This window comes from Pseudomonas sp. LBUM1652, from assembly GCF_059716105.1.
Genome location: NZ_CP166804.1, coordinates 6,177,529 through 6,201,625 on the forward strand (window position 1 = coordinate 6,177,529; position 24,097 = coordinate 6,201,625).

Genomic DNA, 24,097 nt, shown 5'->3' on the forward strand with positions numbered 1-24,097 from the left:
CTGAAATAGGTTTACACCTGTTTCAGCCTCAAAACGCCCGATGCACCGCATCGGGCGTTTTGTATTTCAGCGACAGATGAGGCCGCTCGTTGTTATAGATCTGCACCGACTCGTCCACCATCCGGATGGCCTCTGCAAAATCTTTGGGGCGATGCAGCAATAACTCGTTTTTCAAAATCCCGTTCACACGCTCAGCCAACGCATTTTGGTAGCAGTCGTAGCCATCGGTCATTGAGCAGGTGATGCCGTATTTGGCATGCAGCCGCTGATAAAGCTCGGAGCAGTATTGGACGCCTCTGTCCGAGTGATGCACCAGACGTTGTTCCGTTGTCCGCTGCTTGAGGGCTTTGTTGAACGCTTGGATCACCGATTCGGTGTGCAAGCTTTCATGTACATGGTGCCCCACGATTTTTCGGGAGTACGCATCGGTGACCAAACTCAGATAAGCCACACCCGTTTGCGTCGGTAAGTAGGTGATGTCCGCAACCCATACTTGCTCTGGCGCCTTGGCGACTACCTGAATCGGTCCATCTTTGAGCAGGTTTGGATGCCGGCGAAAGCGATGATGGCTGTCTGTCGTTTTGTGATACGCCCGTCTGCGAGGAACCAGTTCGCGCCGATCTCGCAAGATATCGAATAAACGGTCTCGACCAACCTTTACGGACACTTCTGGCTCAGTGCGCATTAGATTGTGAAGTTTTCGGGTGCCAAGGCGCGGTTGCCTAAGTCGCTTTTCCCTCACGAATCCCATCACTTCCTGGGCATGACGGGCCCGGGCATCACACGCCCGGTTGCGCTTGTAATAAGCCTGACGGGAAATCCCCATGAACTGGCAAGCCCTACTGATGCTCAGGCCTTGGATCTACCCTTGGGAGAGGACTTGCCGGATCGCTTTTTTACGACAGAAACACCGAAGTCGTTCTTCAAAACGTCAACGACGGCCTCGAAAAACTGAGCTTTCTGGTTGGCTTGGGCAAGCTTTTCTTCAAGCTCTTTGATTCGCTGTTCGGGTGTCAGGGGTTTATCGGGCTCATCCATGGAACGGGGTCTCTTGGAGCGAATGGACGCGCCTTGACTCCAGTCCTGCCGACCATGCCTGCGTAACCAGTTCAGTACGGTCGTTTTACCCTGAATGCCATAGCGCTCTTGAGCCTCTTTATAACTCAACTCGCCTTTTTCGACCTGATCGACGACCGACAATTTAAAGGTCAGCGTGTAATCACGCTGACTGCGCCTTTCTCCCGTATTCATTACTCCCTCCTGAGAATGGGTCAGAAGGTGTAAACCTTATTCAGGACGGGACATGCGGATGAAAAAAGGGGACGTTAAGTCCCCTTTCCTGCTACTCGGCAACAATGACTAGCGAAAGTCCTCTGCACTTTTTGGACGTGCCTCCAACCCGAAAATCGCTGCGCGGTGGATGTACGCATCACCACCGGCATTACAGGACTGTCGGAACACAACCTTGTCGTCCTTGAGTACCGAGAGATAACTCACAAAGGCCTGATTGACGAGGTAGGTATAAGCACCGCTTTTGAACTTGATGATGTTCAGGTTCACGCTGCCTTCCGACGCATCTACGACGAAGAACTTGCCCTTGGGCGGCGAGGCAGTCTTCGGATAGACCATTTCTATTTTTCCCGGCACGCCATAACGGTACTGCACGGATCCTACCGTGGGTTTGCTGTTTCCTTGCGCACAAATGGAAACCGTCTTGCCCCCCTGCAAGGGGCAACTGAAGTAAATATCTTCGTCATCCGCACACAACGTCCCATCCTGCCCGCCCTTCAGTGGCGCTGTTTCTCGCGAGACACGCTCCGGTGTTTGAGTGACATCGGCGCAATTGGACAAACACACCAGTTTCGAAAGGTCCGGAACATCGCTTTCAGTAAACAGGTATGTCGCTGAACCATCACGGTTACGGGCGTGGTAAACGGGAACACTGACGGCCAGCCCCTTGGCAGACACCGGCACTTCGGCGTCCCGACCCGAGACAACCCAGCCTTCGGCCTCGCCACACAACTCCTCCAAAGCGACTTCACTGAACGAATCTTTCGTGGGCACGGCGAGCGGCTTGGCATCACCTCGGCAGTCGTAGCCGTGCCAGTAGGGACCGGTGCTTACATCAATGTCGATCGAGAAAATATAAGCGCCGTCGAGCACCACTTTGCCGCTGTCGTAGGTAAAAACCAGCCAACGGCGCGTCTTCGACTGTGAGGAGTTTTCCTCCTCCAAAATGTAGCGCTCGCCATCTCGATACAGCCAGAAAACACTCATCGCTCCGGCGGATACGGGTCTTTCGGAGAGACGTTGCCCGGACTGTGAGTCCATCAGGAAATCGTCTTTCAGTGTCAACGCGCAGCCGCTGTCGGCTTCCATGCACGACTTGAGGGACGGGAACATCGGCCCCGCAGCCACAGAGAATGAACACAGCAATAACGCGATCAAGCCTAATCTTTTCAACTTGCCTCCCTGCTCATGATTTACGGGCCTGCTTGAACACACGAAATCTCGCCCCTCACCCCTGCTTCCTGCGTTTTAAAGCGAATAATCCATCACTTCTTCCAACCGCCAGCATTGCCCTCGGACAAACCGATATTCGAAGACATAGTCGGTATCCGGTTTCTGCAGGATGGCGACGGCGCGATCTCCCCGCTCTTCCTTGACGGTCAATGTCAGGCCTTGGACTTCTCGCTTGGCCTGATCCGGGATGATTGGAAACTTGAGTTCATCACCGCTGAGGCTGCGCTTTTCCATCTCAGGCTCAGGATCACCGGCCACAGTCGTGACCATTTTCAGCGGCTGTTGAACGAAGGATTTCTGCACTTCGGCGCGCTCGGAGAAGGCTGCGAGGAACGCTGAAAAGTCGGGCGAAGGACAAGCAACACTGGTCACGTCGCCGTTGGTTTTGGGCGACTTCTGGCGGAGGTCCTGTTGAAGCTTTGAATCGTCAATGATCTTTGCATCGAGGTCTGCCAGGCGCTTTTTGATACTCGCCGCATCCTTGTAGGCACACACAACATCGACGCCGTTTTCAAGATCTCGGCCGTCTCGGCAATCCTGCAATTCGGGGTCTGGCGGATCACCACGAAAAAAACGCAACGACAACTGCTCGCCCTGCTTGATGAGCGGCAACTCCAGCGTCCAATAGGTATAGCCTTCGAACCCAACGTTTGACTCTTTCTGCCTCATGAGCACGTACAGGGACTTCCCCGCTTGCTCAGGGAATTTTCGTTCGAAGAAAAACACCGATGCGACTTCATCACCCACGAGCGGCGCCACAAACGAGAGTTCTGGCTTCGTGGCACTCATTGTCGTGTAAAAAACCTCACCACCGGGAACGTAGGCACCTGTCGTCTGACCTTTGAGCGTGTTCTTCAAGAACAACACGGTGATCTTCTGCTCGCCCACCGATGCCACCACCGGCGGATGCATTTGCTCGATGGTTTGCAGGTCATCAGCCGTTGCCGGTTGCACGGTAAGTCCAATGATCGATACGAGCATGCACACAAAACTTGAAAACCTGGTCACTTCCATTACTTCCTTGTTGATCGACGAATTGATCAATCTTCTACGCCGCATTTCAGTTCTTTGATTTGCGCGTTCTGAATCGGAATTACACAGGCAAGACGTTTCTCTCCGGCCCCACGAAGCTCCGTCAGGCTGAGCGTTACGTGTAACCCGTCCTCGGCAAACGCGTGATCCTCGAAACCAGCGTCGGCATAGTCCTTCCAGAATGCTTTGCCATCGAAACTGCAAAACTGCCTGGACGACAGCTCTCTCCAGTTGCCGTCAGGTGCGAGGATCTGAACAGTCAGGCAAGGATTGCCGAAGATATTGACGTAGCGAGCCACGACATCGCCGAAGCGTTGAGAGGCAGATTTAGACACTCTACTGATATTGGTCACATCACTCGGTCGATCAGATGCGATAGCGTCCAGATAACCAGCACGCTCAAGACTTACTCGGGCGACACACAGACTATTCATCAAAGAGTGCGCCTGCGAGCCGGGTTCTACTTCTGTGGCTTCCAGCAAGCACGTTGTGTCGCGCAACTTGAGCCAGGCACGCTGTGAGTCTTTGGCGATTGCTATGAAAGCATCAGCTTGTGCAGGGTCTGCCTCTCTCTGAGAAGCGAAGCGCGCCATGAGGTTTTTGTAGCTGGCATTTAGCTTTGCGTCGGCCGCCTGGCGGTCGGTTTCAACGCATTCAAGGTATTGCCAACTCACGGTTATGACTTTGCAAGTGTCCTCAGCGAGCACGATTGAAGTGGACAGCAGCCCAAGGAGCAACACGGTAAAGCGGAAAAGCCCGTTCAATTCTTCACTCCCTGAAGTTCAGATCGCTCAACTACACGTTGCGGAATTTTCTGTGCCTTGCCAGCGGTAGTCATCGCTGCACCGTACTCGCGGTAATAGCGCTGCGCTTCGTCTTTCTTGTTCAGTCGCCACAAGGAATCCGCCATGTTCAACATCAACACCGTGCGCTTGCCAACCGCCTCAACGCCGCGATAAAACTTCATCGCCAGCTCATCTTTACCGCCCTCGGCCAGGTAAAAACCCAAGTCGTTGTAGGCTTGAACATTTTGCGCCGGGGGATGGCAGGCCATGTAGGATTCGGGACTTAAAAAACTCATGCTCCACTCGAGAGATTCGGCGCGGGACTGCGCCGTTTCGTTGTTCAAGACATGTTTCAGCAGTTCCTTGGGAGGCTTGGTTTCCAAGGCAGGGTTGAGCACCCCGCCCTCCTCGGAAACCCACTGATTGACCACCCATTTACCCTCACAAAACCTTTCGTAACTCTCAGCCAACACGCAACCGGTTTCCATCGAGATCACAGCGCAATGCCCCTGTGATGTCGCTATTTCTTCACCGTTCTCACCTATGACTACGCCGTACTCCACCGGGGTCGCCAACAAGGTTTTTTTATCGGGGCTAAGCCATTCGGGATAGGCCTGAGTACCAATGCCAGCATGGAAGAGCGGAAACGTTTTTCCATTCGCCGTGAACCAGGCAGTGGCAGACTCCACCACAGGTGAAGTCCATTTTTTTGCTCGTAACGTCACGGTGTGCCCGTCGATGCCGACGATTGGCGGCTCTTCGGCAAAGGCGCTGGCGGCAACCAAGCTGCCGAACATCAACACCCAATTAAGGCTGGCCATATTCAATCCTTTTCACTGCTGGGCTTTCCGATTGCAGCTGCCTTTTGGTAACGCCATAGGCCCCCATCAGCGCTTCCCGGGAGCCCTTCGAACCAAACGAGCTCTGGGTATTATCGAAGCTATATTGCTCCAGCCGCCCGGCCGTCGAGTAATAGCCGTGCCACTCCGGGCAGGCACCGCAACCGCCGTAACCACCGATTGAAACAAGGCTGCCCTTGCTACCTGTCACGCAATCCATTGCCACCACCACGTTGCTCAACATCTTCGTCTTCGCACCGTCGGAGGTGAGTTGCGAAACCTTGCCGACATCACGCCGCAGCACCTTACCGCCGATGTTGATCGTTTGGTCTGAGCAGACCGGGATGAGGTGGGTTTCTGCGTCATCCACCGTCACCGATCGGCAGGACGACGCCAACACCACTTCAACCCCGCCGCATTGCATGACATCGCGTTGGGTATAAGCGTCCGCCGGCGCAGCAAACGCAGGCGCAGGCGCAGGCGCAGAGAGCAGCAATGACAGGCTGCCTGCGAAAAAAAGCTGATTCATCAAGACTTCCCTTTCGCCGTTATCCGGCCTGTTTTTCCGTCAGGCATTTTGCGTAGCCATCGGCGAACTTTGCCTCGAAGGACAACGCCACCGGCTCGTCCAATTCCGCCGAGGTGTTGAGCAACACGCGCGTCGCCGGGGTGTATTTGATCCAGCCAATGGTCCCCGTGCCGTCAGTATCGAAGAACAACTGCGCTCTAACGGTTTCACCGTCATCGTCGTCGATCAGCAGATTGACCTTGTCCTTGCCCACATACTGAAACGGGAAGTCGCTGCTCCTGATCATTTCGGTGAGGTAGCCGTAGCAACTCCCTTCACTGGCGCTCGCCGGCATTGCGTAAGGCAAAAGCAGCAGCGCACTGAACACGAGTCGATTGAAAAAACCGTTCATCCCATCATCCTTAATCAAGCGGCGGCGATTCCGCCTCGGTCATCGCCAGCAATCGAAATTCGTTGTTCACAAACTCGTAGTAGCGATCCCGGTTGACGCTTTCCAGCGAATTCCCTTGGGCGTCTTCTTCGCCGTCGAGGGTGATGCCGGTGATGAAGATCAAGCGGCTGTCGGGTTGGTAGGCCATGGCGAATGTGCTGCCGTCGTAAGCATTCGGCAGCCCGCCAGCGACTTCACCAGTGAGGGCATCGAGCACTTCGGCGCAGATCGCGCCGCCGCCACAACCGAGCTGGTGGAGGATGTAATGGCCTGCGAAGTTGATCTTGTCTTTCAAGGCTTTCGCTCGCGCACTGTCCATCACCGGATTGCTGTTTTCCTGCGGCACCAGTGCATGGTGGGTGCCGGTGAACACTGGTGTGACGGGGTAATCCTTGAAGGCGGGGTCGGCGGCGAATGCCATGGATGTGGCCGCCAATATCAAGCTGCCGAGAAGAGCCGAAAATCCTTTCACGTAGTAACTCCGTAAATGCAGTAGGAACCAAGGGTTTACTCAGACTGCCCTTCATAAAGCTGTGTCTGCGGGTTGAATTGCCACAGGTGTGGCCGGGTCATGGCTACCTTCCCCTTGTAGCGAATCTGGTCACGCTTATCCCGGATGTAGGAGTAGATCTCGATGTCTTTGACATCGCCGCCGTTCTTGGGCGGGCCGTCCAAAACCTTGACCCCGGCGAAGTAATCGCCGCCCGTGTGTTTCAAGTAACCACGGCACTGGATCAGGAAGGCATACGTCATGTCGCCTGCCGAGCCGTGACTTGAATATGAGAGAAAAATGAAGTCGTCCTGGCCGTCACCATTAAGGTCGCCTTGGTACACGACCTTGCCCTCTTCCAAGGAAAACCGGTTGTCGTAGAACGACGAATGCACGTCAATTTTTCGATCTGCGCTTTCCACCCATTGCGAGAGATAGTTCTTGGTATCGCTACTCTCGTTGCACAGCTCCGTCGCCATGCTCGCCATCGGCAACCAGGCCATACACATCAACAACAGTCGTTTCACTTCGCATCCTTCGAATTCATCAATTCCAATTCCCCATCCCGATACACCACCTCACACCCCACCCACGCCGGATCAACCTGCGGCATCACCGCCGACGGCTTGCACAATTCACGCAACAACGTCGAGCCATGGGACAACCGCCCACCCATCCGCGCAATCACCGCCCGCGCGGCTTGATAGTGCGCATGCCGCCCCGGATCGAGGGTGTCTTCCAGCAAGATGTCCTCACCGAGAACACCCTGCACCTGCCCTGGGTAGATCATGAACCCGGTGGCCTGCTCAGCGCCCTCGCGACCGTCCTGCCAGAAGCTGCCGTCGCGGCTTCGAATGTCGGGATGCGGCGCGAACCAGTGCTCGCGATCCGCCAACGGCATAGCGTGATGCAGGCGGAAGAAGATGCGCATCTGGTTGTCGCGATACCACTCGCGCACTTGCAGGTAGTAACCACGCAGGCCCGGCAGTCCGGCCGAATGCGCGAAGCGGATCAGCCCTGACCACTGCGGGAACGCCTGTAACGGCAGTTCGCTCGACGCGGGTCGAGCCGTGGCCGGGTCGGTTTCCCACGGCAAACGATGGGGGCTGTTTTCGAGGTTGTCGTAAGCCGTCCGCGGGCGCCCGAGCCAATCGCCGCCGCTACTGGCCAGCGCCGTGGCGATGCACAGGTTGCCTTGCACCACGAACACATAAAACCGGGTGAACCAGTCCGCCAGTTGTTGGCCGTCGGCCTCTTGGACGACGAGTTCGGCAAGCTCTTGATCGAAGCGCTGCAAACCACGCTCAAGCGTCAGCAGATGACCACGGGCAATGTGTTGCATGCGCAGGAACAGCGGTAGCGAACGCAGCATCTTCAGCGGTTGCCACGGCAGATGCGGGGTCGCGCCGCCGACTTCACCGGCGTAGTTGCTGGCGCTGATGCCCCAGTCGGCCAACCGGGCGAGGAACAGGTCGTTGTTGATGTAGGACGCGCCGCCGAACACGGCGGTGAACGGCTCGTTGTCCTGCAACACTCGCGCATCCCACCGCGCCATGATCGCCGGAATACTTGCCGCTGCCCGGCGCTGGGCGTACTCCACAAAAACGCTCGGTTGCGGCGGCAGGATCTCGGCGATGTTCGCGGCGGTGAGGTGCCGGCGCCAGCCGTAATCGCTGATCGGTCGGTATTGCAGCAGCCACAGTTGCGCGCCGTCCCAGGCCCATTCGACGTCGCCGGGCACGTAGTGGAACACCCGCAACACGTCTTGCAGAAATTGCCATAGCTGCTCTTCGGTCAAGCCGTAGGATGGCGTGAACGCGCAGCTGCGCCAGGCCTCGCCAAGCCGAGAAAGCGTTGCCCGCGAAGGGCTGACGTGACCGTCGGCCAGCGACTCCAGATGGCCTTCAACCCATTCCAGTTCTACCGACAGATGTCGCACAAACGCGATCCCGGAAACGACCGGCGTGATGAAGCGCTGCACCACCACTTCCTCAACGCCTTCGGCGGTCAATTCGGCAATGCGGTTTGGCACATTGGCGGACGGCTCGCGCAGATAGGTCGTGCTCAAACCGGCATTCGCCGAATCGGCCTGATCTTCGCCATAACTGGAGGAGCGCACCGCCCAGGTCACATCAGGTTGGGCAGCGAGAAATGCCGGCAGACGCGTGTCCTTGCAATCGTTGAGTGTCAGCGCTGCCGGCACCGGTTGCCGGGCCAGTTCGGCCAAACGCAAACGCCCGCCCTTGGTGTGCGCGACAAACCCGCGCTCGCCGGACTCCAGCCATTGCGCAAACTTCGCGGGCGCGTCGATCCACGGGTAATGACCCCATCCCGGTTTAAGGCTGATGGTCAGATCAGCGCGAGCGAGAATCGCCGACCATGCCGCCGCTTGCTCGATGCCCAGCACGTTGTCCTGATCGCCCCAAACCAGCTCGACCGGATCGGTGATCCACTCCAGCAGCGGCAGCGCGGTGTCGGCCCGCACCAGATCCCAGTGCGGCACGAATGCCCGGCAGCGCGCATAACCGGCGCCCATGCGCTGGTACTGCGCAGGCGTCCAAATCTGGTTGGAGAACTTGCGGGCGAACAGCGTGGGTTTGTTCGACAGCAGCCAGTGAATGGTCTTGCGGATCGGCAGCGGCGACATCAACGCCGGCAGCCGACGTTGCCACAAAAACGCCCCGACCGGTGCAAGCAAAACACTGCGCGAAAAGTGCCCAGGCCGACGTTGCAACGCATGCAGCACCAGCAAGGCATTGACCCCGACTGCCATGATCGCGCTGCCCTTCTGCGTCATCGCCAGCAAGGTCTGCGCGTAGTCCGCGAGATCCTCGCAGGGCGGCTGGGGATTGGCGCCGAAGCCCGGCAACTCCAGCGGCACCACGTCGTAGCGCTGGAAGTGCGGCAGCGCGTCATCCCACCAATCGGCGGCGCTGCCGTTGCCGGCAAGCAGGTACATCAAGGGCTTGCTCATGAGCAATCCTCAGGTCAGATCGCGCAGAGCGGCGTCGAGGGTGGGATAGCGGAACGTGTAACCGGCCTCGGTCAAACGCTGCGGCACCACGCGCTGACCGTCGAAAAACAGCTCCGCCATTTCCCCTGCCAGCGCGCGTACTGGCGCCGCCGGAATGTGGAACCACACCGGGCGCTTGAGGACTTTACCGGCATGGGCGGCGAACGCGGCCTGACTGACCGTTTCGGGCGCGACCATGTTGTAGGTGCCGCGCAGATTGTCATCGTTGAAAGCCCGCGCGATCACCTGAAGCACATCGTCGCGATGCACCCAGCTCATGATTTGCCGACCGTCGCCCATTCGCCCGCCGAAACCCAAGCGGAACGGCAGCAGCAACGGCGTCAACGCACCGCCCAAGCCAAAGACCACGCCAAGACGCAGCACCACCTGACGCACGCCAAACTCAGTGGCCGGTTGCGCGGCAGCTTCCCAACGCGCACAGAGTTCAGCCATGAAACCGTCGCCCTTGCTGGCGTGTTCGTCGAGACTTTCGCTGGCATCGCGCACGCCGTAGAAACCGATGGCCGAGGCTTGAATCCACAGCGTTGGTTTTTGCTTGGTGTTCTTCAGCCAGATCATCAGCGCTTCGGTGGTGCCGACCCGGCTGGCGAGCAGTTGCGCCTGACGTTTGGGAGTCCAGCGCGGGCCGGCGACTGGTGCGCCTGCGAGGTTGATCACCACGTCAAAGGTTTCGTCGTGGCTGAGTTCGCTCAGAGACTGCACGCAGCGAACGCGACCGTCGAACAGATTGGCTGCTTTCAACGGGTCACGTGCCAACACACTCACGGAGTGGCCGGCATCGAGCAATTGATTGACCACAGCCTCGCCGATAAACCCGGTACCGCCGGTGATCAGCACACGCTTGTGGGCGCCGCCGGCAAAAGGGTTGGACTGACTCGGAATTTTTACAGAAGGGGATTTCCGGCGGTCATGGCGATACAGCCAGATCAGCGGCGGCAACAGCAGCAACAGGGCAAAACCGTCGAGCCACAGGTGCGACCAGACCTGTTGTTGCGCCGAGAGCCACATGTCCTGCGGCGCCCATAACAGGATGCCGGCGATCAACCAGCCCCACACACTCGGCACTTTCGAACGATTGCCGATGTGCACCAGCGCGAGCATGTACAGCGAATAACTTTGCAGCGTCGCGCCGAAGAGTGCGAGCCACCAGACCTGTTGTTCGTGGCCGGCGGTGGGTACTGCCTCGGTGCCCCAGAATGCCTTTTCGAGAACTTGCAGATAGCCATCGAGTAAACCGGAGTGACCGGCCCAGGTCAGGGTAAGGCCGGCGAGAATGTGGACGATTGTGGCGGCGTATAGCCAGAGCACTAGCGCTGGGCGAAGCGAGGTCGAGGGGGCTGGCATTCCGTGTCCTGAGCGCATTCCTTGGGGGTGGGGAGTTTAAAGGAAAAGCTTGGGGTTTCGGGGGTTGTCAGTAGCAGTAGCTGGGTTTGATTGGCGTGGTGGAGTTTTTCTTCAAGTGTTCCAAACCGAAACTCGCGCCTTCGCTACCCTTCGCGAGAGCCAGTTGATAACAGGCCATGGCTCGGGATGGATCTTTGGTACCCCATTCGCCGCTCGCGAAGGTAGATCCCAACTTGCTGATCGCGGTGGCATTGCCCATTTTCACGGCGCCCATCAGTGCTTGCTCTGCAAGCGCAGGATTTTTGCAGGGACCGTCAAAAGTTAGCTCGTTGCCGTCGCAGTAAAACTCGGAAAGCCCCATCGCACCGTTCGGCAAAGTGGTGGCCGCTGCTTTGAATAGTGACTCCAAAGTATTCGTCGGCACCTGCGGCGCCATGCCAGAGAGACTCAGAATGGCTGCTTTATAACTGGCGAGTGGGTCTCCGGAGTGCGCTGCACATAACAAGTTTTCTAGCGTGGCCTCAAACAACTCAACGGTGCGAGGCTGGTCTTCCGGCGCACCCAATGCTTCGAACGCCTCGGCACGCTGGAAACAGAAACTTTCTTTCTTGCTCATCGTCGGCGTGCTCGCCGCTACCAGATCTTTTTCCCGAATCGACCAGTCTTCAACACCCTCGAGCACCCAACACGCCTGCCGGGAAAAGTTGAAGGCTTTGACGTTGCTCCAACCGGCGCGTCGATCCACAACAGTGGAATGGCTGTCGTCGTATTCCCAAATCACAACACCCGGGGTTTTGCGAGATTCGATAGGCGCCATCAACGGATAGGCCAACCCAGCCCCCTTCTCGCCCGTGGTCACCGGTTCGAAACGACCCGGTTCGGCCTTTGGCTTTAATACCAGCGATTTGACGGTAAACGCAGTGAGCCGGCGCTGTGCTTCGATATCGGCAGAAAACACTTCCAGGAACGGTAAGAAATCCTCGGATGGACAAGCGTCGCTGGCATTGCCTTTATCGGATAGATGCGCGGACTGTTCCGGCGCAATCTTGTCCAGATACGCCGAACGCTCGCGACTCATTCTGGCGATGCACGAGTTGACGGCGAACACATGCGCCGGCATCCCCGTCTCGATCTCGAACGCCTCCAAAGGGCAGTTCGCATCGCGCAATTTCAACCACGCACGTTGCGACTCTTTAACCTTCGCCGCGTACTCCGCGCCCAACCCCGGATCTGCTCGATAGTCAGACTCAAGCCGCGTCATCAACTGCTTGTAACTGACATTCAACTGCGCATCGGCAGCCTTCTTCGCCGCCTCCGAGCAGGGCACCATTTCCAGACTTGAGGTGACCTGGCTGCAGTCATCCTGCGCATAGGCCGCTGAAACCGGCAGCAGCACGGCCAGCAGGGTAAAAACAAAACGGTTCACTGTGTTCATCCTTGAGTCATTAAGGTTTTGCGTTTGGTGAATCGGGTGATGCATTGATCTGGTCCGTTCATGCCCCAGTAAGTGCTGAGCAACGTCTTACGTTTTTTGTCGACGCGCAGGTTAACGAAGCCATCGCCGCAGTCCGGCTGCAACTCTTCGAACATTCCGGTTCTGGTTTGGTAAACGAACACCCGGTAGTAATCGTAAGTACCCATGCCGTCATCCAGCTGCCAGATCGCGAAATCCTGGGTGCCGTCGAAATTGAAATCATCGAACTGCACATGGAGTTCGTTTTCGGCTTCAAAATCGATTGTTCGCGACTCGCTGTGCGTTTCGCTTTTAACCGCGATGTTCAGCTTGGAGCCTTCGAGAACCAGCGTCGCTTCGACGCCTTTGGTTGGGCTGAACGTGGTGGTTTCGGCCAACGCCGGGATCGTCCACATCAGGCCGAGCAGTGATAACGCCAAAGTTTTGAATTGCATGTACTCGCCCTACTCCCATTTGCATCCGGACTCCAGGGAGGAATCGATGCTGGTATTGAATCCGAAGCTGTACACCTTGCCGTTGGACTGCTTTGTGTAAGACATCGAGACGATCTGTGAGCCCTGCGTCATCAACTCATAAGTGCCCGTGACCTTGCCGTTGACGACTTCGGACCAGGTTCTGGTGTGCTGCCAAGGGGCGTCCGGGTCGAGAATTTCGTTCTCGGAATCCGTTAGAACAATGGAAATTGGCTCATTGGATTTGGCGTACTTCACAAAGCCACCAGACCATTTGCTGGCTTCGTCGTAATAAGTGCGGAGTTCGAACTTTACCGGGCTGGTTTCGGAGAGTTCGAAGCAGAGTGATTCGCTGGTGACTGCGCTGTGGGCCATCAGCGGGAAGAGGCAGCAGAGCAACAGAAGTATTTTTTTCATGTTCATTTCCTTATGAGAGTCGGGTTCACTGCTCTTTAACTCCCGGCTTTCTCCAGCAAAAAATCTGTCATCGGTAGGCGTCGGTTACGTGGATAGGCCGTTGTTGTCAGACCGATCCTCGCTGTGTCGCAACCACTTAAACAGAAGTCACGATCTTTCGATCTACTGCTAAACGGATGTCATGTTCGTCGGACATTTCCCGCAAGACGCCGAGCCCTCCATGAACTATCCGACCTTCCCATTCGCCGCTAACCTTGATTTGTCACCGCAAAAAACGGTGACACGGACGTGCAAGTCCGGGTAAAAGACGACGCGCAACGTCATTGGCCGCTGATCGGGCATATCCCTGCTCGCGTTATCGACTGTATGGCGGCTGTGCGCGGGAGATCCTTCTTTCGAGAGCGATCTGCCGGGTCCGTCTGCCCGGTCTTGCACACCTGCGCACAGCTGCCACCTTATTTGCGTGCAAGCGAACGGTGGTGGCTCCTAATATACAGACGGAGATACATCCATGTTCAAAGTGACGCCCAACCCGCCAGACAACACTGGCACCCCCGCCGAAGAATCCCTCAACACTGCAACGCTCGACAAAGAAGCCGCCGACCGCGCCTTCGCCCATTACTTCCCACCTACCAACGACAAACCATCCAAACGCCGTAAAGGCAGACTCTTCACCATCTCAACCGGCATTGATCCGGAAGCCCTCTTGGCCAATGCCTCCGAAGACATGCTGTCCATCAGCGCCATCGCCGCCAAACTAGCGGACGACGTCGAAGGCTCAAACCGCTCGGTGGCATTGGCACTGAGTAGAATTGCCGATGGTGCGCAGCTCATGGTGGAACGTGCGTTGGATCACTTAGAAGAATTGATCGCGGCAAGGCTGGAAGCGAAAACGTAAGCGGAACGAGGGGACTGATTGGGTTAAATAAAAATCCGTCCTCACTTTCCAACTATTTAAAGGAAACCGGGGACAGACCCTGATAGATCCCCACAAATCTACTCCAGAGCCTGCGCCTGTTGACGCACCTCGTTTCTTAACGCGTGCTCAAGTCTCTCCAAGGTTTTTCCAGACTTTGAGCCGCGTCCGCTACGCCAGTATTCAAGCCCCAGTCGCCACAGCGATAACACTCGTCGGTGTTTAAGACTATTGCTTTGAAAGCGATGTTCGTGGCCCGCCTCGCGGGCCTGTAAGCCGGTCAAACAGATGATGTAGTTGGCCAAAGCCGCGATCAGTAATAGCACTTCAATTCGGCGTGGGCAGTGACTTCGATGACGAGTCACGCCAACACCGAAGTACTCGCTTTTTACATCCCGGAAGCCTTCTTCTATCTGCATCCGTTGTTTGTAAATCGCCACGATTTTCGATGGATTCCATAGCTCCTCCGGCAGATTACTGGCCAGCAACCACGGCTCTCGTTCACGATTGGCCGATTGCCTGCTGAGCTTGTTTTTGGCGATTGAGCCGGTGACGCGCTGATGCTTTCGCCCCTTGGCTCGGTGCTTGACGCAGTACAACTGGATGAAATGCGGAGCGCTTTGGGTCATCTCGATCCGGCCCAGAGACTTCGGTGAAGAAGACGCCAAAGCGTGCAGGTTTTTCACTGGCAGCCAGGTGTTCGAATCACCGCGGTAAAGATCACGATTGCGCACCCGAGCCACGTAATACCAGCCTTGCGCCTCGACAACCTTGATCCAGGGCCGTCGAAAACCCGCATCGGCCACAAGGATCGGCACACAGTCTTTGGGAAGCATTTCGGCCAGCGTTTGCAGCAATCGCTTTTGATATTTAGGACATCCTTCGCGCTCGTGAACGCTCTCGTAAATAGGAAACGAGCGCCCAGCCAACGGGATGGCGGCGCGTAACAAAAAGAACTCTCCCGCCGCATCGATCGGTGACCAGTCGACCAGAATCAAGGGATGTTTCAACGACCCCAGCAAGGCCCGCAACATGACCCAATAAAACAGCGAACGCTCCGTTTGCAGATGGCGATTACCGAGAAGTCGATCCACCCGTTTGATGGCATGTTTGGGATAGGCCTTGCCAGACATGAATCGACCCAGTCCTGTCAGCGTCAGACGACGGCCTTTCAGTAATGAACTGACACAACACATCAGCGTTTTCAGACGATGGGAATGGACAGTGGGAAGTGCTTGAGCGAGCGCGCTGTGTAAGAATCGGATTGCCTGCATGGGATCGGGATCTTGTTTTTGTGTGGTGCAATACAAGCTGCCGACCCATGCAGGTCTCTTCAATTCCCAACTTCTTGATTTCTCGTAGGAAAAAGCGGGGATTTCTCAGGGTCTGTGCCCATTTAATTTATTAAACCTCTATTCCCCTGACCAATACCAAATTGTATCGCCCCATCGCGAATCATCTACATTCGGCATAATTTCGCCCTGCTTGAAGTATCGCCGAGAGTTAGCTTGCGCGGGAGTAAACCAATAACCTTGTTTACTACATGGTTGCCCCGAGTCAACACGACCAACTTGTGAGATGCTGGAGCCGGTATAGTTTCTAGCATACTCAACCAAGTCCTTCGGATAAACCATATGATCTATTTTGCTATCATCAATCCCATAAAGAAATGCAATAGCACCTGCTTCAAAGGCCCAGTAACCAACGTAGCTACCATCATCACCATCAATACTTAAATGCGAGTCGTGCCAACTCGCCTGGAGTTCACCAAAAGACTCATACCACTGACCGCAATATTCATTCAAAAGCTTAGATGCCTCGGTTTTGCTAGAGGTATAAATTGATCTGATCAGCTTCGTATATACTGGATGAAACCACTCATCTATATCAGCCCTACCTGCCAAGTTTTTACGTAGCAAATCTTCGTACAGCGTATCCTCACTATTAAAGCCTGCCGCATCTGTCAAACTTACAAACCTGGCCAATAGATCATTCCGATGCAACAGGATGCACAGGCTGGCCACCTGAACAAACTCCTCAAAATCTGCTGGAGAATCTTCAAGATCTAGTGGCGATATATTCGGCACCCCCTCATACTCAGCCAAGGCATTTTGATACACCTCAAAATTTCGCACGACTCTTTCAAGCGGTTCAAACAACTCTGAAATAGGTTCGCCAGCTGTATACCTGATTATCAAAGCGCCGAGTGAATCCTGTTTAACCTCAAAGGCTTTCAAAGATGCTTCCTGGCCTGGAAAATCCTCTTCCAGATTGTGCGTACTCCAATACGATTCCGAAGAATCATAAAGCCCGACAAGGCTTTTATAATAGGCCTCAGTAAAAAACGGCTGTCTTTTTTTCATACTTATTAAACCTGAAGCGGCAAAGCAGCGTAATACCCCATTTATTTTCTCCGGCGATATTTACGATTATTTACAGCTCTCTAGGACTAGTTTTTAGAAGGCGCGTCTAGCGTATCCATGTTCTGATTTACGTGCGCCAATAATGCAATTGTAGTGGTGTAGGGGGGGCAGCAGATTTATTCAAGTCTCCCATACAGAAAAATCTGCTCTATTTGCGCCCCCGGATTCTGCTTTCACTTACCGGTCAGTTTGTCCATACCCGGTTGCAGGCGGAAGCTCTTCAGAATGTTGAGAAAGTCTTCCTTGCTCTGCTCAAAGGATCTGACTTGTGTCGAAGCGTAATTCTCGGCCTTCAACACCATACTCGGCTCATAACCCTTGCTGGCCAGACCTGCGGTCATGACGAATCTTTCTGTGGACTCGGTTTCTTTGCCTTGCGGGTCCGTGGGCTTGTAATACTTCCCGCCCATGATTCCTGTCCGCGATCCGATTTGCACTTTTGAAGGGCCGAAGGTTTGAATGACGCCGGCACTTGGGAATGGGTTGCCCATGATCGGCGTGGTCAATACCGGGAGCAGATTAAGGGCTTTGCCGATGTCGTCGCTCAAACTCAGGCTGTAAAGAAGGTTCGGGTTGTCAGTGGGATGCCAGGCCATGGTGATCGAGTAGTGGGCTTTGCCATCATCGGCGATGAAGCCGAAGGGCAGGCAAAAGCCAGTCTCTTTGGGTATCTCAAATTCTGCGCGCGTGCGGAACCGCGCGAGCACGTCACGGGCGGCGGGGAGTAGTTTTTCGAACGAGCTTCTGTGTTCGGAATAGTCGCTTTGTTGGCCGAATGCGAAGCGATAGATTCGGTCGTCACGCCACAAGAGCACGATGAGTTTATCGGGATAGCGAGCGCCGTAGGCATCTGGCATGCCGAAGTCGAAGGCGGACTGTTCGGCGTACAGATCGTCCGTGGGGTAGGTGTCGAATTCTTTTTTGTAGGCTTCCAGTTCAATTTCAAAATGTTCGTAGGGACGGTTTTCTCTTTTGAACTGACTTATAAAGTCCGCCAACACAACGAGTTCGGTGCTTACTTTTCTGATTCTGGTTAATGTTTTGCGGAGATCGAGTCGTTGCTTTTGCAGTGATTTATATTTTGCGGGGTCCGAGCGAGATAAGTCTCCTGTCATTATTTCTGAAATTTTGTCGATTTTGTTTTTTACTACACGTTCTTTTGCCACGGTTATGTCTGGGCGATGGCTGCTGACCAATTCGTTAAAGGTTTCTAAATCGGTTTTAGGTGAGACTTCAATGGTGACTAGACCGTATGCATCATTTGTTGGATCACTGCCGTAACTGAGCTGCTTGTCCGCCAAGCGTATATCCGGTGAATAAGTGGTGAAATCAGTGCCGGCAGTATAGGTCCATTGGTCGTTAAGCAGGTGCCACGTTAATTCTGGTTTTATGTCGAATACCGATCGCCCCAAGCACTCTGTTCTAGATTGTTGTGTGGCGGTGTTGGTTTCTGCTTGCACACCTTGAGCTAAGAGAAAGCAACAGCTGATCAGAGTGTAGATTGATTTAATAGAGTGCATTATGAATTTTCCGTGGATCGATTGTTGGTTAAAGCTGCGATAGCTTTGTAATCACCGTCCTGTTTGTTTGGTTCTATTTGAGCAAGAATGGTCAAATTGAATTTGGAATCATTGATTTCGTTTTTTGTCCAGTCGACGGGGAGCGTTGTGATAAACCCTAAGATTACTCCAGGCATCTCGCTGGCTCTGGATTTTTTCCAGAAGTCAGACTCGAATGGCATTGGTTCGTCTTTTTTACTTGCGGCTGGTTTGGTTGTTTCGTTTTTGCTGGGTGTCTTTTTCCAAGTTGGCCAGATAGACATGTTGTCGCTTGGGATAAAAGGAAACGCTTTTGTGTACTCGTCAGAGTTCAATTGCGCCTGTTCTTGAATCGCTTTCCAGGTTTCTGGTGACGCAGGTTGATCAATTAAACTACCCAAGAACGTAGCTGGCTGGACTTTGACTTTTTTATCTGTGACGTCAAGGGCGAATAGCTTACTCCAGAGCTTACTTCGTAGCGCCTTGATTTCAGCGCAGACGGGATGTTGCTTTTTGCCGTTCACCGGCGCAGGCATCGATACAGTTCCCGATACGATGACAGCGAGTTCAGAGTCTCGACCCCCCAATTGGCTGCGATCATTTATGTTTGCACTACCTAATATCGCCACGCGATCATCTGCAATCAGCAGCTTACTGTGAACATAAATTTGCTCAGTCACGGGGCGATCTAGGTTTTCCCAAGCGCGAAGATTCAATAGAGTCAAATAACGGCTCCACTCCATTGTTTCAAAAACTCGAAGTGTTTTGTCTGTGCCAGAAATGAACTCTACACCAGCCTTAGCCTCTGCTTCCGGTCTGCCTCTATCCATCTGCTCCTTAATCGCCATCGCCCGCTGTACTCGTTTTATCAGGCTCTGCTCGCCCAGCGAAATGCTTTGCATCGTCAGGTGAACTTGGGTCATCAGGTTGATCGCGTTGAGCGGTCCTTCGGGGTGCACGGGAAGAACCATGTAGACATGGAAGTTCTCGCCCATTTCGATCGCGCGTTCAATTCGATCGGCCAGCGCTTCGCACAAGGGGTTTATCAGGGCGGTTTGTGGTGTTTGCAGGAGATTCAAGCTCTCGACGGTCGCCTGATTGGTCAAAACCTGCATGACGCCCTGAGTAAACGCCTCGGCCTCTTTGTTTCGTATCATCTCCGCCAATGCGAAATAATTGATTTTGTGAAGCTTCTTAGGGTCCTTTTCCACTTCGTCCAGTCGTAGCCGTTTCTTATAGGTTTCGTACCCTGGTAACCCTGAGATGCTCATCAAGCTTTGCATCGGTCCATCGACTACAGAAGGTGACTCCTTGGTCCCCTCGCCATACGCACTCTGAAAAAACTGATTCTCAATGTAAATGAAATGCTGCGCCCCCGAGATCGCTTGCAGCATGGCCTGCATGCAATTTGCCTGAACGCCTGCCGGGGCGGAGGCTGGAGCTTTGGCGCCTGACTTGCTGGCGCCCTGGCGTTCTTCGGTTTGCATGCGCAGCGGAGCGCTTCGCAGTACTTGCATGCTCATTTTGCCCTTTGGTGCGACACGTTCGGGTTGCGCGAGGTAGCGCGGTTTGAACGGGACAGGCTCTAGGTTTTTGTCAGCGAACTTAAGCAGGCCTGCCAGAGCGCTGGGCATCTTCTGCACTTTGCCGTCGAAGCGCGCCTGCAGACTGTTCCAGCGATCGATGAAGTTGCGAGACAGGTCATAAACCGAGCTGCCTTCCAGGCGCATGTGCACGTCATGCCAAGGCATGCGCGGTTGTTTGATGCTGTCGAGCATCATGCCCCCGGGTGGCAGCAGGCGAGTCGCGGGGTCAGCCAGGTACGAATAGGGCTGGCCCGATTGAGCATCGCTCAATCGGTCGAGAACCGAGTGCAGGTAGAGGACAAAAGGTGTGGAGATCTGTTCGAATTCCGTCATCGCCTTGGCGGTGATAATCGGCGTTGGCGTGTTGTTGAGCCAGGCATAAAACGCGCCCAGCCCTGTTTGCTGGATCCACAGACTGGTGAGTTCGCTGCCCTCGTTCAATAGCTGCTCGCTGATTTGACCGCCGGACTTTATGACTTGGCCAGCCCAGGCGGACAAGTCTTGTTGAAGCTTGTCCGCCTGCGGAGCAGCGCGCTCTACCCAGGTCTGCACTTCACCCTTGAGGCGGGTGACCTGAGTTTGCAACTTGGCGCGACCCGGCTGAGTGACCGCGGTCACCGCAGGAATTTTCTGTTGCGCGCGCACCAGCCAGTTCTCGACGCGCTGCTGAATGGCCGAGGCTTGCTCCGGTTTGTTCAGCGCCACACCAATGGCCTCGCTGATGGATTTGGCTTCCTGGCGCAGTTCAGTCAGGGCACTGTCGGTTTTTTGCAGCGTCTGGACTTCATGATCAATGGTGCCGACGGCGCCATCGAGCGAGGTTTTCCATTGGCGCAAGCTTTTCTTCCAGCCTTCCAGATTGTCTCCGGTCAACTGTTGCTGGATGAACTCAGCAATGTAGATCACACCGCCAGTGGAGTACGCCGCGCCCGCGCCTAGCAAGCGCAGACCGTCCTTGCCCTTTTCGGCGAACCATTCACCGGCGTCTTTCTTCGCCTCGCGCAGCACGTTGAACATCTTGTTGTCCTTGGCCCATGCCAGCTTGCGCTGGGCCTTGCTCAATACATCACCCTCCATCAAGGCTGCGCCGATCAACTCGACGGTGGTCATGTACGGGTATTGCTTGTGGGCTTCGATTTCCTTGATCGGCGGGATGCACGGGTTGTAAAACTCGTTGGCGGTTCGGCCTTCGGCGGCCAGACGAAAGTTGTTGTCATCGCGGCGCCCGTAGGCGAGGTCGATCCCACCGACGTAGGCGATTTCGTTGTCGATCACCACCATCTTCTGGTGATGGGAAAAGAACAGACCGAGGGTGCCCATGTCGCTTTGCTGGATCGCCGGCAGGCACCAAACTTTTTTCTTCGCGAGACCGGCATTCAGAACAAACGCGGCCACCATGGTTTCCAGATCACCGGTATCAACAGCGGCCTTCGGGGACAGCCAGGGCATGAGGTAGATGTCCGGTGCTGCGCCTTTGTGCAACGCATAATGCAAGCAGTCCCACAGCCGGGTTTCGCCCTCCAGCCGCACTTCGTAGTTGATCTGCCAACCGGAAATGAAGATGGACTTCTTGGCGTTTTTTATCGCGTTGGCGACATCTTTGAAGTAGTCACTGCCGGTGGTGAAAAACTTCACTTCGTTGCCCGGGCGCTCAGGTGAAAAAGCTTCGCCGTATTTGGCATTGCCTTTGATGAACCATCCGGGAGCGGAAGTAGCGGTGTAGGCATCGCCGTCTTTTGAGTTGAGCTGGTTCAGTTGCTTGGGCTGAACGCCGTTCAAGTTGCTCATGCCTTAAACCCCTTTAATTTTTCGAAGAGTGCAATGCCGTCGGTCAGTGACAAGTTTTCGAAGGCGCTGAGTTTGTCTGTGCCGGCTTGTTCGTGACGGGCGTTGGTGTGGGGCTCGCTGCTGAAGTCCATACTTGCCAGTGCCAGCAGTTCACGCTGTTCCTCAGACCAGCCGGTGTCGGTATGTGCCTTGAGCGCGACACACTGGCCTGGATACACCAGCCAGAACATTTCCGGATTTTGTGGGTATTCGAGAGAAAGCTTTTTCTGAATGGCATCGGTAAGAGTGACTTTGCCTTCGTCATCGGTTTCGCCTTTGGCGATGACGTCGCTTTCCGCCACACGACCGATTTTTTTCCAGGTCGGCTCGCTCATTTTGATGATGCGCCACGGTGTGTTCGCCAACGCAAAGGCGCCGTCCCCCGGCCGGTCGGCCAGACGAATGTCAAAGCGCAGGTTCTTCGGCTCGACCGGCGGGACGGGCGTTCGGGCATTGCCCTGCGCGCGATCCATCAGGTTTCCGGCCTTGTCTTTATCCGCGAGTACCGGTAGCACAGGCAGCAAGATCGCAATCCCCGAACCTGTTCCCGCAGCCCCGCCGGCGTTGATCTTCACCAGCGGCCCGACGACGGTGATGCCGCCGGCGTCGAGTTTGATAAAGCTGCCTCCCGCGTTGATCGTCAATTCCGTTCCCGCCTCGATCACTATCTTGTCGCCAGACTTCAGGTGAATTTCTTGCCCGGCATAGGTCAACTGAGCCGTGCCCAGTTTGATGTGCTGGTTCTGGCTCACGCTAAGGTGGTCGTTGGCTTTGACTTCAACCTTGCGGTCGGCAATCGTCGTGCGGTGTTCTTCGGCCTTCAGCTCGGTGTAAGTGTTCTTCACCACCGTATCGTGACGCTCATTACCGACCCGAATCTTCTGGTCGTGCTCAACGTTTTCATCCCAATCGCGCTGCGCATGAATGTAGATCTGCTCGGCGCCTTTTTTGTCTTCGATGCGCAGTTCGTTGTAGCCGCCGCCACCCGGGGAGCTGAGCGTTTTGAACACGCTGCGGGTTTTGTTCGCCGGCAAGGCGTACGGCACCGGGTTTTCCTTGTGGTACAGGCAGCCGGTGACGAGGGGTTGGTCGGGGTCGCCTTCGAGGAAGGTGACGAGGACTTCCATGCCGATGCGCGGGATGCTGATGGCGCCGTAGCGGTCGCCGGCCCAGGAGCTGGAGACGCGCAGCCAGCAGCTGGTTTTGTCGTCGGCCAGGCCTTCGCGGTCCCAGTGGAATTGGACTTTGATGCGGCCGTATTGGTCGCAGTGGATTTCTTCGCCTTTGGGGCCGGTGACGTGGGCGGTCTGGCTGCCGAGGACGCGGGGTTTCGGGTGTTCGAGGGCCGGGCGGTAGAACACGTCCCACGGGGTGGCGAGGAAGGTGTTGCGGTAGCCTTGGTGGAAGTCGTCCTTGTTGTCGGTGGTGTCGCTGGTCACGCCTTCTTCGAGCACTTGCGGCTGTTTGCCTTCGTGGACGATTTCGGTGAGCAGCCACAGGTCGTTCCACTCGCTGCGCGGGTGGTCGGACATGGCCATGAAGTGGCCGCTGACCAGTTTGGTCTGGTCGCCGCGACCTTCGGCCTGGCGGTAGTCGGCGCGGTGGCGTTCGAGGGCGCGTTGGCTGAGGAATTTGCCGCGCGCGCGGTCGATGAAGCGGCCCGGGTAGTCGTATTCTTCCAGATCCGGTTCGGCGTCTTTGCTATCGAGAGCGCCTTCAGGTTTGTACGCCGCTTCCATTTGCAGGCGCGGCTTTTCGAAGTCGTAGTCGCGGCGCGTGGTGCGGCTGGTGCGGGTTTCCAGGCGCAGCTTGAAGCCTTTGATCACCGGTTCGTCGGCGACCATGCCGCTGCCTTGCACATACGCGGTCGGCTGGCCGAGGTCGGGGAACACGGTTTGGTCGTCGCCGAACACCAGCAGATGACCTTTGTCGCTGTGCTGGAAGTGGTAGTGAATGCCTTCTTCTTCGCACAGGCGCTGGACGAAGTGCAGGTCGGTTTCATCGTACTGCACGCAGTAGTCGCGATCCGGGCACGGCTGGCTCAGCTGGAAGCTGTAGGCGTTGCCTTTGATGCCGTGCTCTTCGAGGATCAGCGCGATGATTTTCGGCGCCGACATCTGCTGGTAGATGCGCTGGTTGGTGCGGTGATGCAGGTATTGCAGTTGCGGCACCATCGACACTTTGTAGCGGGTCAGGCGCTTGCCGGCATCGCCTTGGGCGACGCGGTAGATCTGGCCGTGGATGCCTGAGCCCTGCGGATCGAACGCCAGGAAGGCCTGCTTGTGCAGGAGCTTTTCCAGGTCGAGATCGGGGTTTTCGCTGACCAGTTCGAGGTCGAAGCGATACGGCTGGCTGATGCCTTCGGTGCCGACAAACGACAGCACTTGCAGGTCGCCCACGTAGTCTTCGACCTTGAGGCTGAAGTGGGTTTCGTTAGCTGAGTTGAACATCGTGTGCT

The 24,097-nt window shown here is 55.6% G+C and carries 19 protein-coding genes and 1 pseudogene; 1 reads left to right on the forward strand and 19 read right to left on the reverse strand.

The features are described from left to right. Nucleotides 1-28 precede the first annotated feature (28 nt). From ACA069_RS28030 to ACA069_RS28095, 14 genes and pseudogenes are all read right to left on the reverse strand, one after another. Nucleotides 29-1,251: pseudogene (locus tag ACA069_RS28030) on the reverse strand (IS3 family transposase). 108 nt (nucleotides 1,252-1,359) lie between these two features. Next, the gene (locus ACA069_RS28035) at nucleotides 1,360-2,379 is read right to left on the reverse strand and encodes a hypothetical protein (protein ID WP_497615615.1); all 1,020 of its coding nucleotides are present in this window, start codon (nucleotides 2,377-2,379) and stop codon (nucleotides 1,360-1,362) included. 159 nt (nucleotides 2,380-2,538) lie between these two features. After that, nucleotides 2,539-3,537 carry a hypothetical protein gene (locus ACA069_RS28040; RefSeq protein WP_497615616.1) on the reverse strand — a complete coding sequence of 333 codons (999 nt, stop codon included), beginning with the start codon at nucleotides 3,535-3,537 and terminating at the stop codon, nucleotides 2,539-2,541. A 26-nt stretch (nucleotides 3,538-3,563) separates the two neighbouring features. Further along, entirely contained in the window at nucleotides 3,564-4,319 is a 756-nt protein-coding gene (locus tag ACA069_RS28045; protein ID WP_497615617.1) for a lysozyme inhibitor LprI family protein, read from the reverse strand. Next, nucleotides 4,316-5,161: a tetratricopeptide repeat protein gene (locus tag ACA069_RS28050; protein ID WP_497615618.1), complete on the reverse strand. Its 846-nt coding sequence runs from the start codon at nucleotides 5,159-5,161 to the stop codon at nucleotides 4,316-4,318. Before ACA069_RS28050 ends, ACA069_RS28045 begins: the two co-directional genes overlap by 4 nt. After that, entirely contained in the window at nucleotides 5,148-5,708 is a 561-nt protein-coding gene (locus ACA069_RS28055; protein WP_497615619.1) for a hypothetical protein, read from the reverse strand. Before ACA069_RS28055 ends, ACA069_RS28050 begins: the two co-directional genes overlap by 14 nt. Nucleotides 5,709-5,727: 19 nt before the next feature. Beyond that, entirely contained in the window at nucleotides 5,728-6,099 is a 372-nt protein-coding gene (locus ACA069_RS28060) for a hypothetical protein (protein WP_497615620.1), read from the reverse strand. Nucleotides 6,100-6,109: 10 nt separating this feature from the next. After that, nucleotides 6,110-6,559, reverse strand: coding sequence for a hypothetical protein (locus tag ACA069_RS28065; protein ID WP_497618321.1), 450 nt, complete (start codon nucleotides 6,557-6,559; stop codon nucleotides 6,110-6,112). 86 nt (nucleotides 6,560-6,645) lie between these two features. Next, the gene (locus tag ACA069_RS28070) at nucleotides 6,646-7,155 is read right to left on the reverse strand and encodes a hypothetical protein (protein WP_497615621.1); all 510 of its coding nucleotides are present in this window, start codon (nucleotides 7,153-7,155) and stop codon (nucleotides 6,646-6,648) included. Further along, nucleotides 7,152-9,602 carry an alpha/beta hydrolase gene (locus ACA069_RS28075; RefSeq protein WP_497615622.1) on the reverse strand — a complete coding sequence of 817 codons (2,451 nt, stop codon included), beginning with the start codon at nucleotides 9,600-9,602 and terminating at the stop codon, nucleotides 7,152-7,154. The genes ACA069_RS28070 and ACA069_RS28075 overlap by 4 nt, the downstream gene beginning before the upstream one ends. Before the next feature lie 9 nt (nucleotides 9,603-9,611). Further along, the gene (locus ACA069_RS28080) at nucleotides 9,612-11,006 is read right to left on the reverse strand and encodes a TIGR01777 family oxidoreductase (protein WP_497615623.1); all 1,395 of its coding nucleotides are present in this window, start codon (nucleotides 11,004-11,006) and stop codon (nucleotides 9,612-9,614) included. Between the two features lie 67 nt (nucleotides 11,007-11,073). Then, nucleotides 11,074-12,432 (reverse strand): lysozyme inhibitor LprI family protein, encoded by a 1,359-nt coding sequence (locus tag ACA069_RS28085; RefSeq protein ID WP_497615624.1) that lies wholly within the window; start codon nucleotides 12,430-12,432, stop codon nucleotides 11,074-11,076. A gap of 5 nt (nucleotides 12,433-12,437) precedes the next feature. Continuing rightward, nucleotides 12,438-12,914, reverse strand: a complete 477-nt coding sequence (locus tag ACA069_RS28090) for an XAC2610-related protein (RefSeq protein ID WP_497615625.1) — start codon at nucleotides 12,912-12,914, stop codon at nucleotides 12,438-12,440. 9 nt (nucleotides 12,915-12,923) lie between these two features. Then, nucleotides 12,924-13,349, reverse strand: a complete 426-nt coding sequence (locus ACA069_RS28095; RefSeq protein ID WP_497615626.1) for a hypothetical protein — start codon at nucleotides 13,347-13,349, stop codon at nucleotides 12,924-12,926. 511 nt (nucleotides 13,350-13,860) lie between these two features. On the opposite strand from ACA069_RS28095, the gene ACA069_RS28100 reads away from it, so the two are divergent. Continuing rightward, nucleotides 13,861-14,247 carry a DUF6124 family protein gene (locus tag ACA069_RS28100; RefSeq protein ID WP_497615627.1) on the forward strand — a complete coding sequence of 129 codons (387 nt, stop codon included), beginning with the start codon at nucleotides 13,861-13,863 and terminating at the stop codon, nucleotides 14,245-14,247. Between the two features lie 98 nt (nucleotides 14,248-14,345). Here ACA069_RS28100 and ACA069_RS28105 read toward each other — a convergent pair whose 3' ends face one another. The 5 genes from ACA069_RS28105 to ACA069_RS28125 all read right to left on the reverse strand — a co-directional run bounded on the left by ACA069_RS28105 (nucleotide 14,346) and on the right by ACA069_RS28125 (nucleotide 24,089). After that, nucleotides 14,346-15,539: an IS4 family transposase gene (locus ACA069_RS28105; RefSeq protein ID WP_497618322.1), complete on the reverse strand. Its 1,194-nt coding sequence runs from the start codon at nucleotides 15,537-15,539 to the stop codon at nucleotides 14,346-14,348. A 138-nt stretch (nucleotides 15,540-15,677) separates the two neighbouring features. Then, the gene (locus ACA069_RS28110) at nucleotides 15,678-16,628 is read right to left on the reverse strand and encodes a PoNe immunity protein domain-containing protein (protein WP_497615628.1); all 951 of its coding nucleotides are present in this window, start codon (nucleotides 16,626-16,628) and stop codon (nucleotides 15,678-15,680) included. Between the two features lie 233 nt (nucleotides 16,629-16,861). Then, nucleotides 16,862-18,208: a T6SS immunity protein Tli4 family protein gene (locus tag ACA069_RS28115; RefSeq protein WP_489880220.1), complete on the reverse strand. Its 1,347-nt coding sequence runs from the start codon at nucleotides 18,206-18,208 to the stop codon at nucleotides 16,862-16,864. Then, nucleotides 18,208-21,600, reverse strand: coding sequence for a hypothetical protein (locus tag ACA069_RS28120; RefSeq protein ID WP_497615629.1), 3,393 nt, complete (start codon nucleotides 21,598-21,600; stop codon nucleotides 18,208-18,210). Before ACA069_RS28120 ends, ACA069_RS28115 begins: the two co-directional genes overlap by 1 nt. After that, entirely contained in the window at nucleotides 21,597-24,089 is a 2,493-nt protein-coding gene (locus tag ACA069_RS28125) for a type VI secretion system Vgr family protein (protein ID WP_497615630.1), read from the reverse strand. Before ACA069_RS28125 ends, ACA069_RS28120 begins: the two co-directional genes overlap by 4 nt. Nucleotides 24,090-24,097: the final 8 nt, after the last annotated feature.

Bases quoted from the DNA above. Each gene is read 5' to 3' on its own strand.
- ACA069_RS28035 (WP_497615615.1), bottom strand. From the start codon at position 2,379: ATGGAAGCCGACAGCGGCTGCGCGTTGACACTGAAAGACGATTTCCTG.
- ACA069_RS28040 (WP_497615616.1), bottom strand. From the start codon at position 3,537: ATGGAAGTGACCAGGTTTTCAAGTTTTGTGTGCATGCTCGTATCGATC.
- ACA069_RS28050 (WP_497615618.1), bottom strand. From the start codon at position 5,161: ATGGCCAGCCTTAATTGGGTGTTGATGTTCGGCAGCTTGGTTGCCGCC.
- ACA069_RS28055 (WP_497615619.1), bottom strand. From the start codon at position 5,708: ATGAATCAGCTTTTTTTCGCAGGCAGCCTGTCATTGCTGCTCTCTGCG.
- ACA069_RS28060 (WP_497615620.1), bottom strand. From the start codon at position 6,099: ATGAACGGTTTTTTCAATCGACTCGTGTTCAGTGCGCTGCTGCTTTTG.
- ACA069_RS28065 (WP_497618321.1), bottom strand. From the start codon at position 6,559: ATGGCATTCGCCGCCGACCCCGCCTTCAAGGATTACCCCGTCACACCA.
- ACA069_RS28075 (WP_497615622.1), bottom strand. From the start codon at position 9,602: ATGAGCAAGCCCTTGATGTACCTGCTTGCCGGCAACGGCAGCGCCGCC.
- ACA069_RS28080 (WP_497615623.1), bottom strand. From the start codon at position 11,006: ATGCCAGCCCCCTCGACCTCGCTTCGCCCAGCGCTAGTGCTCTGGCTA.
- ACA069_RS28090 (WP_497615625.1), bottom strand. From the start codon at position 12,914: ATGCAATTCAAAACTTTGGCGTTATCACTGCTCGGCCTGATGTGGACG.
- ACA069_RS28095 (WP_497615626.1), bottom strand. From the start codon at position 13,349: ATGAAAAAAATACTTCTGTTGCTCTGCTGCCTCTTCCCGCTGATGGCC.
- ACA069_RS28100 (WP_497615627.1), top strand. From the start codon at position 13,861: ATGTTCAAAGTGACGCCCAACCCGCCAGACAACACTGGCACCCCCGCC.
- ACA069_RS28105 (WP_497618322.1), bottom strand. From the start codon at position 15,539: ATGCAGGCAATCCGATTCTTACACAGCGCGCTCGCTCAAGCACTTCCC.
- ACA069_RS28110 (WP_497615628.1), bottom strand. From the start codon at position 16,628: ATGAAAAAAAGACAGCCGTTTTTTACTGAGGCCTATTATAAAAGCCTT.
- ACA069_RS28115 (WP_489880220.1), bottom strand. From the start codon at position 18,208: ATGCACTCTATTAAATCAATCTACACTCTGATCAGCTGTTGCTTTCTC.
- ACA069_RS28120 (WP_497615629.1), bottom strand. From the start codon at position 21,600: ATGAGCAACTTGAACGGCGTTCAGCCCAAGCAACTGAACCAGCTCAAC.
- ACA069_RS28125 (WP_497615630.1), bottom strand. From the start codon at position 24,089: ATGTTCAACTCAGCTAACGAAACCCACTTCAGCCTCAAGGTCGAAGAC.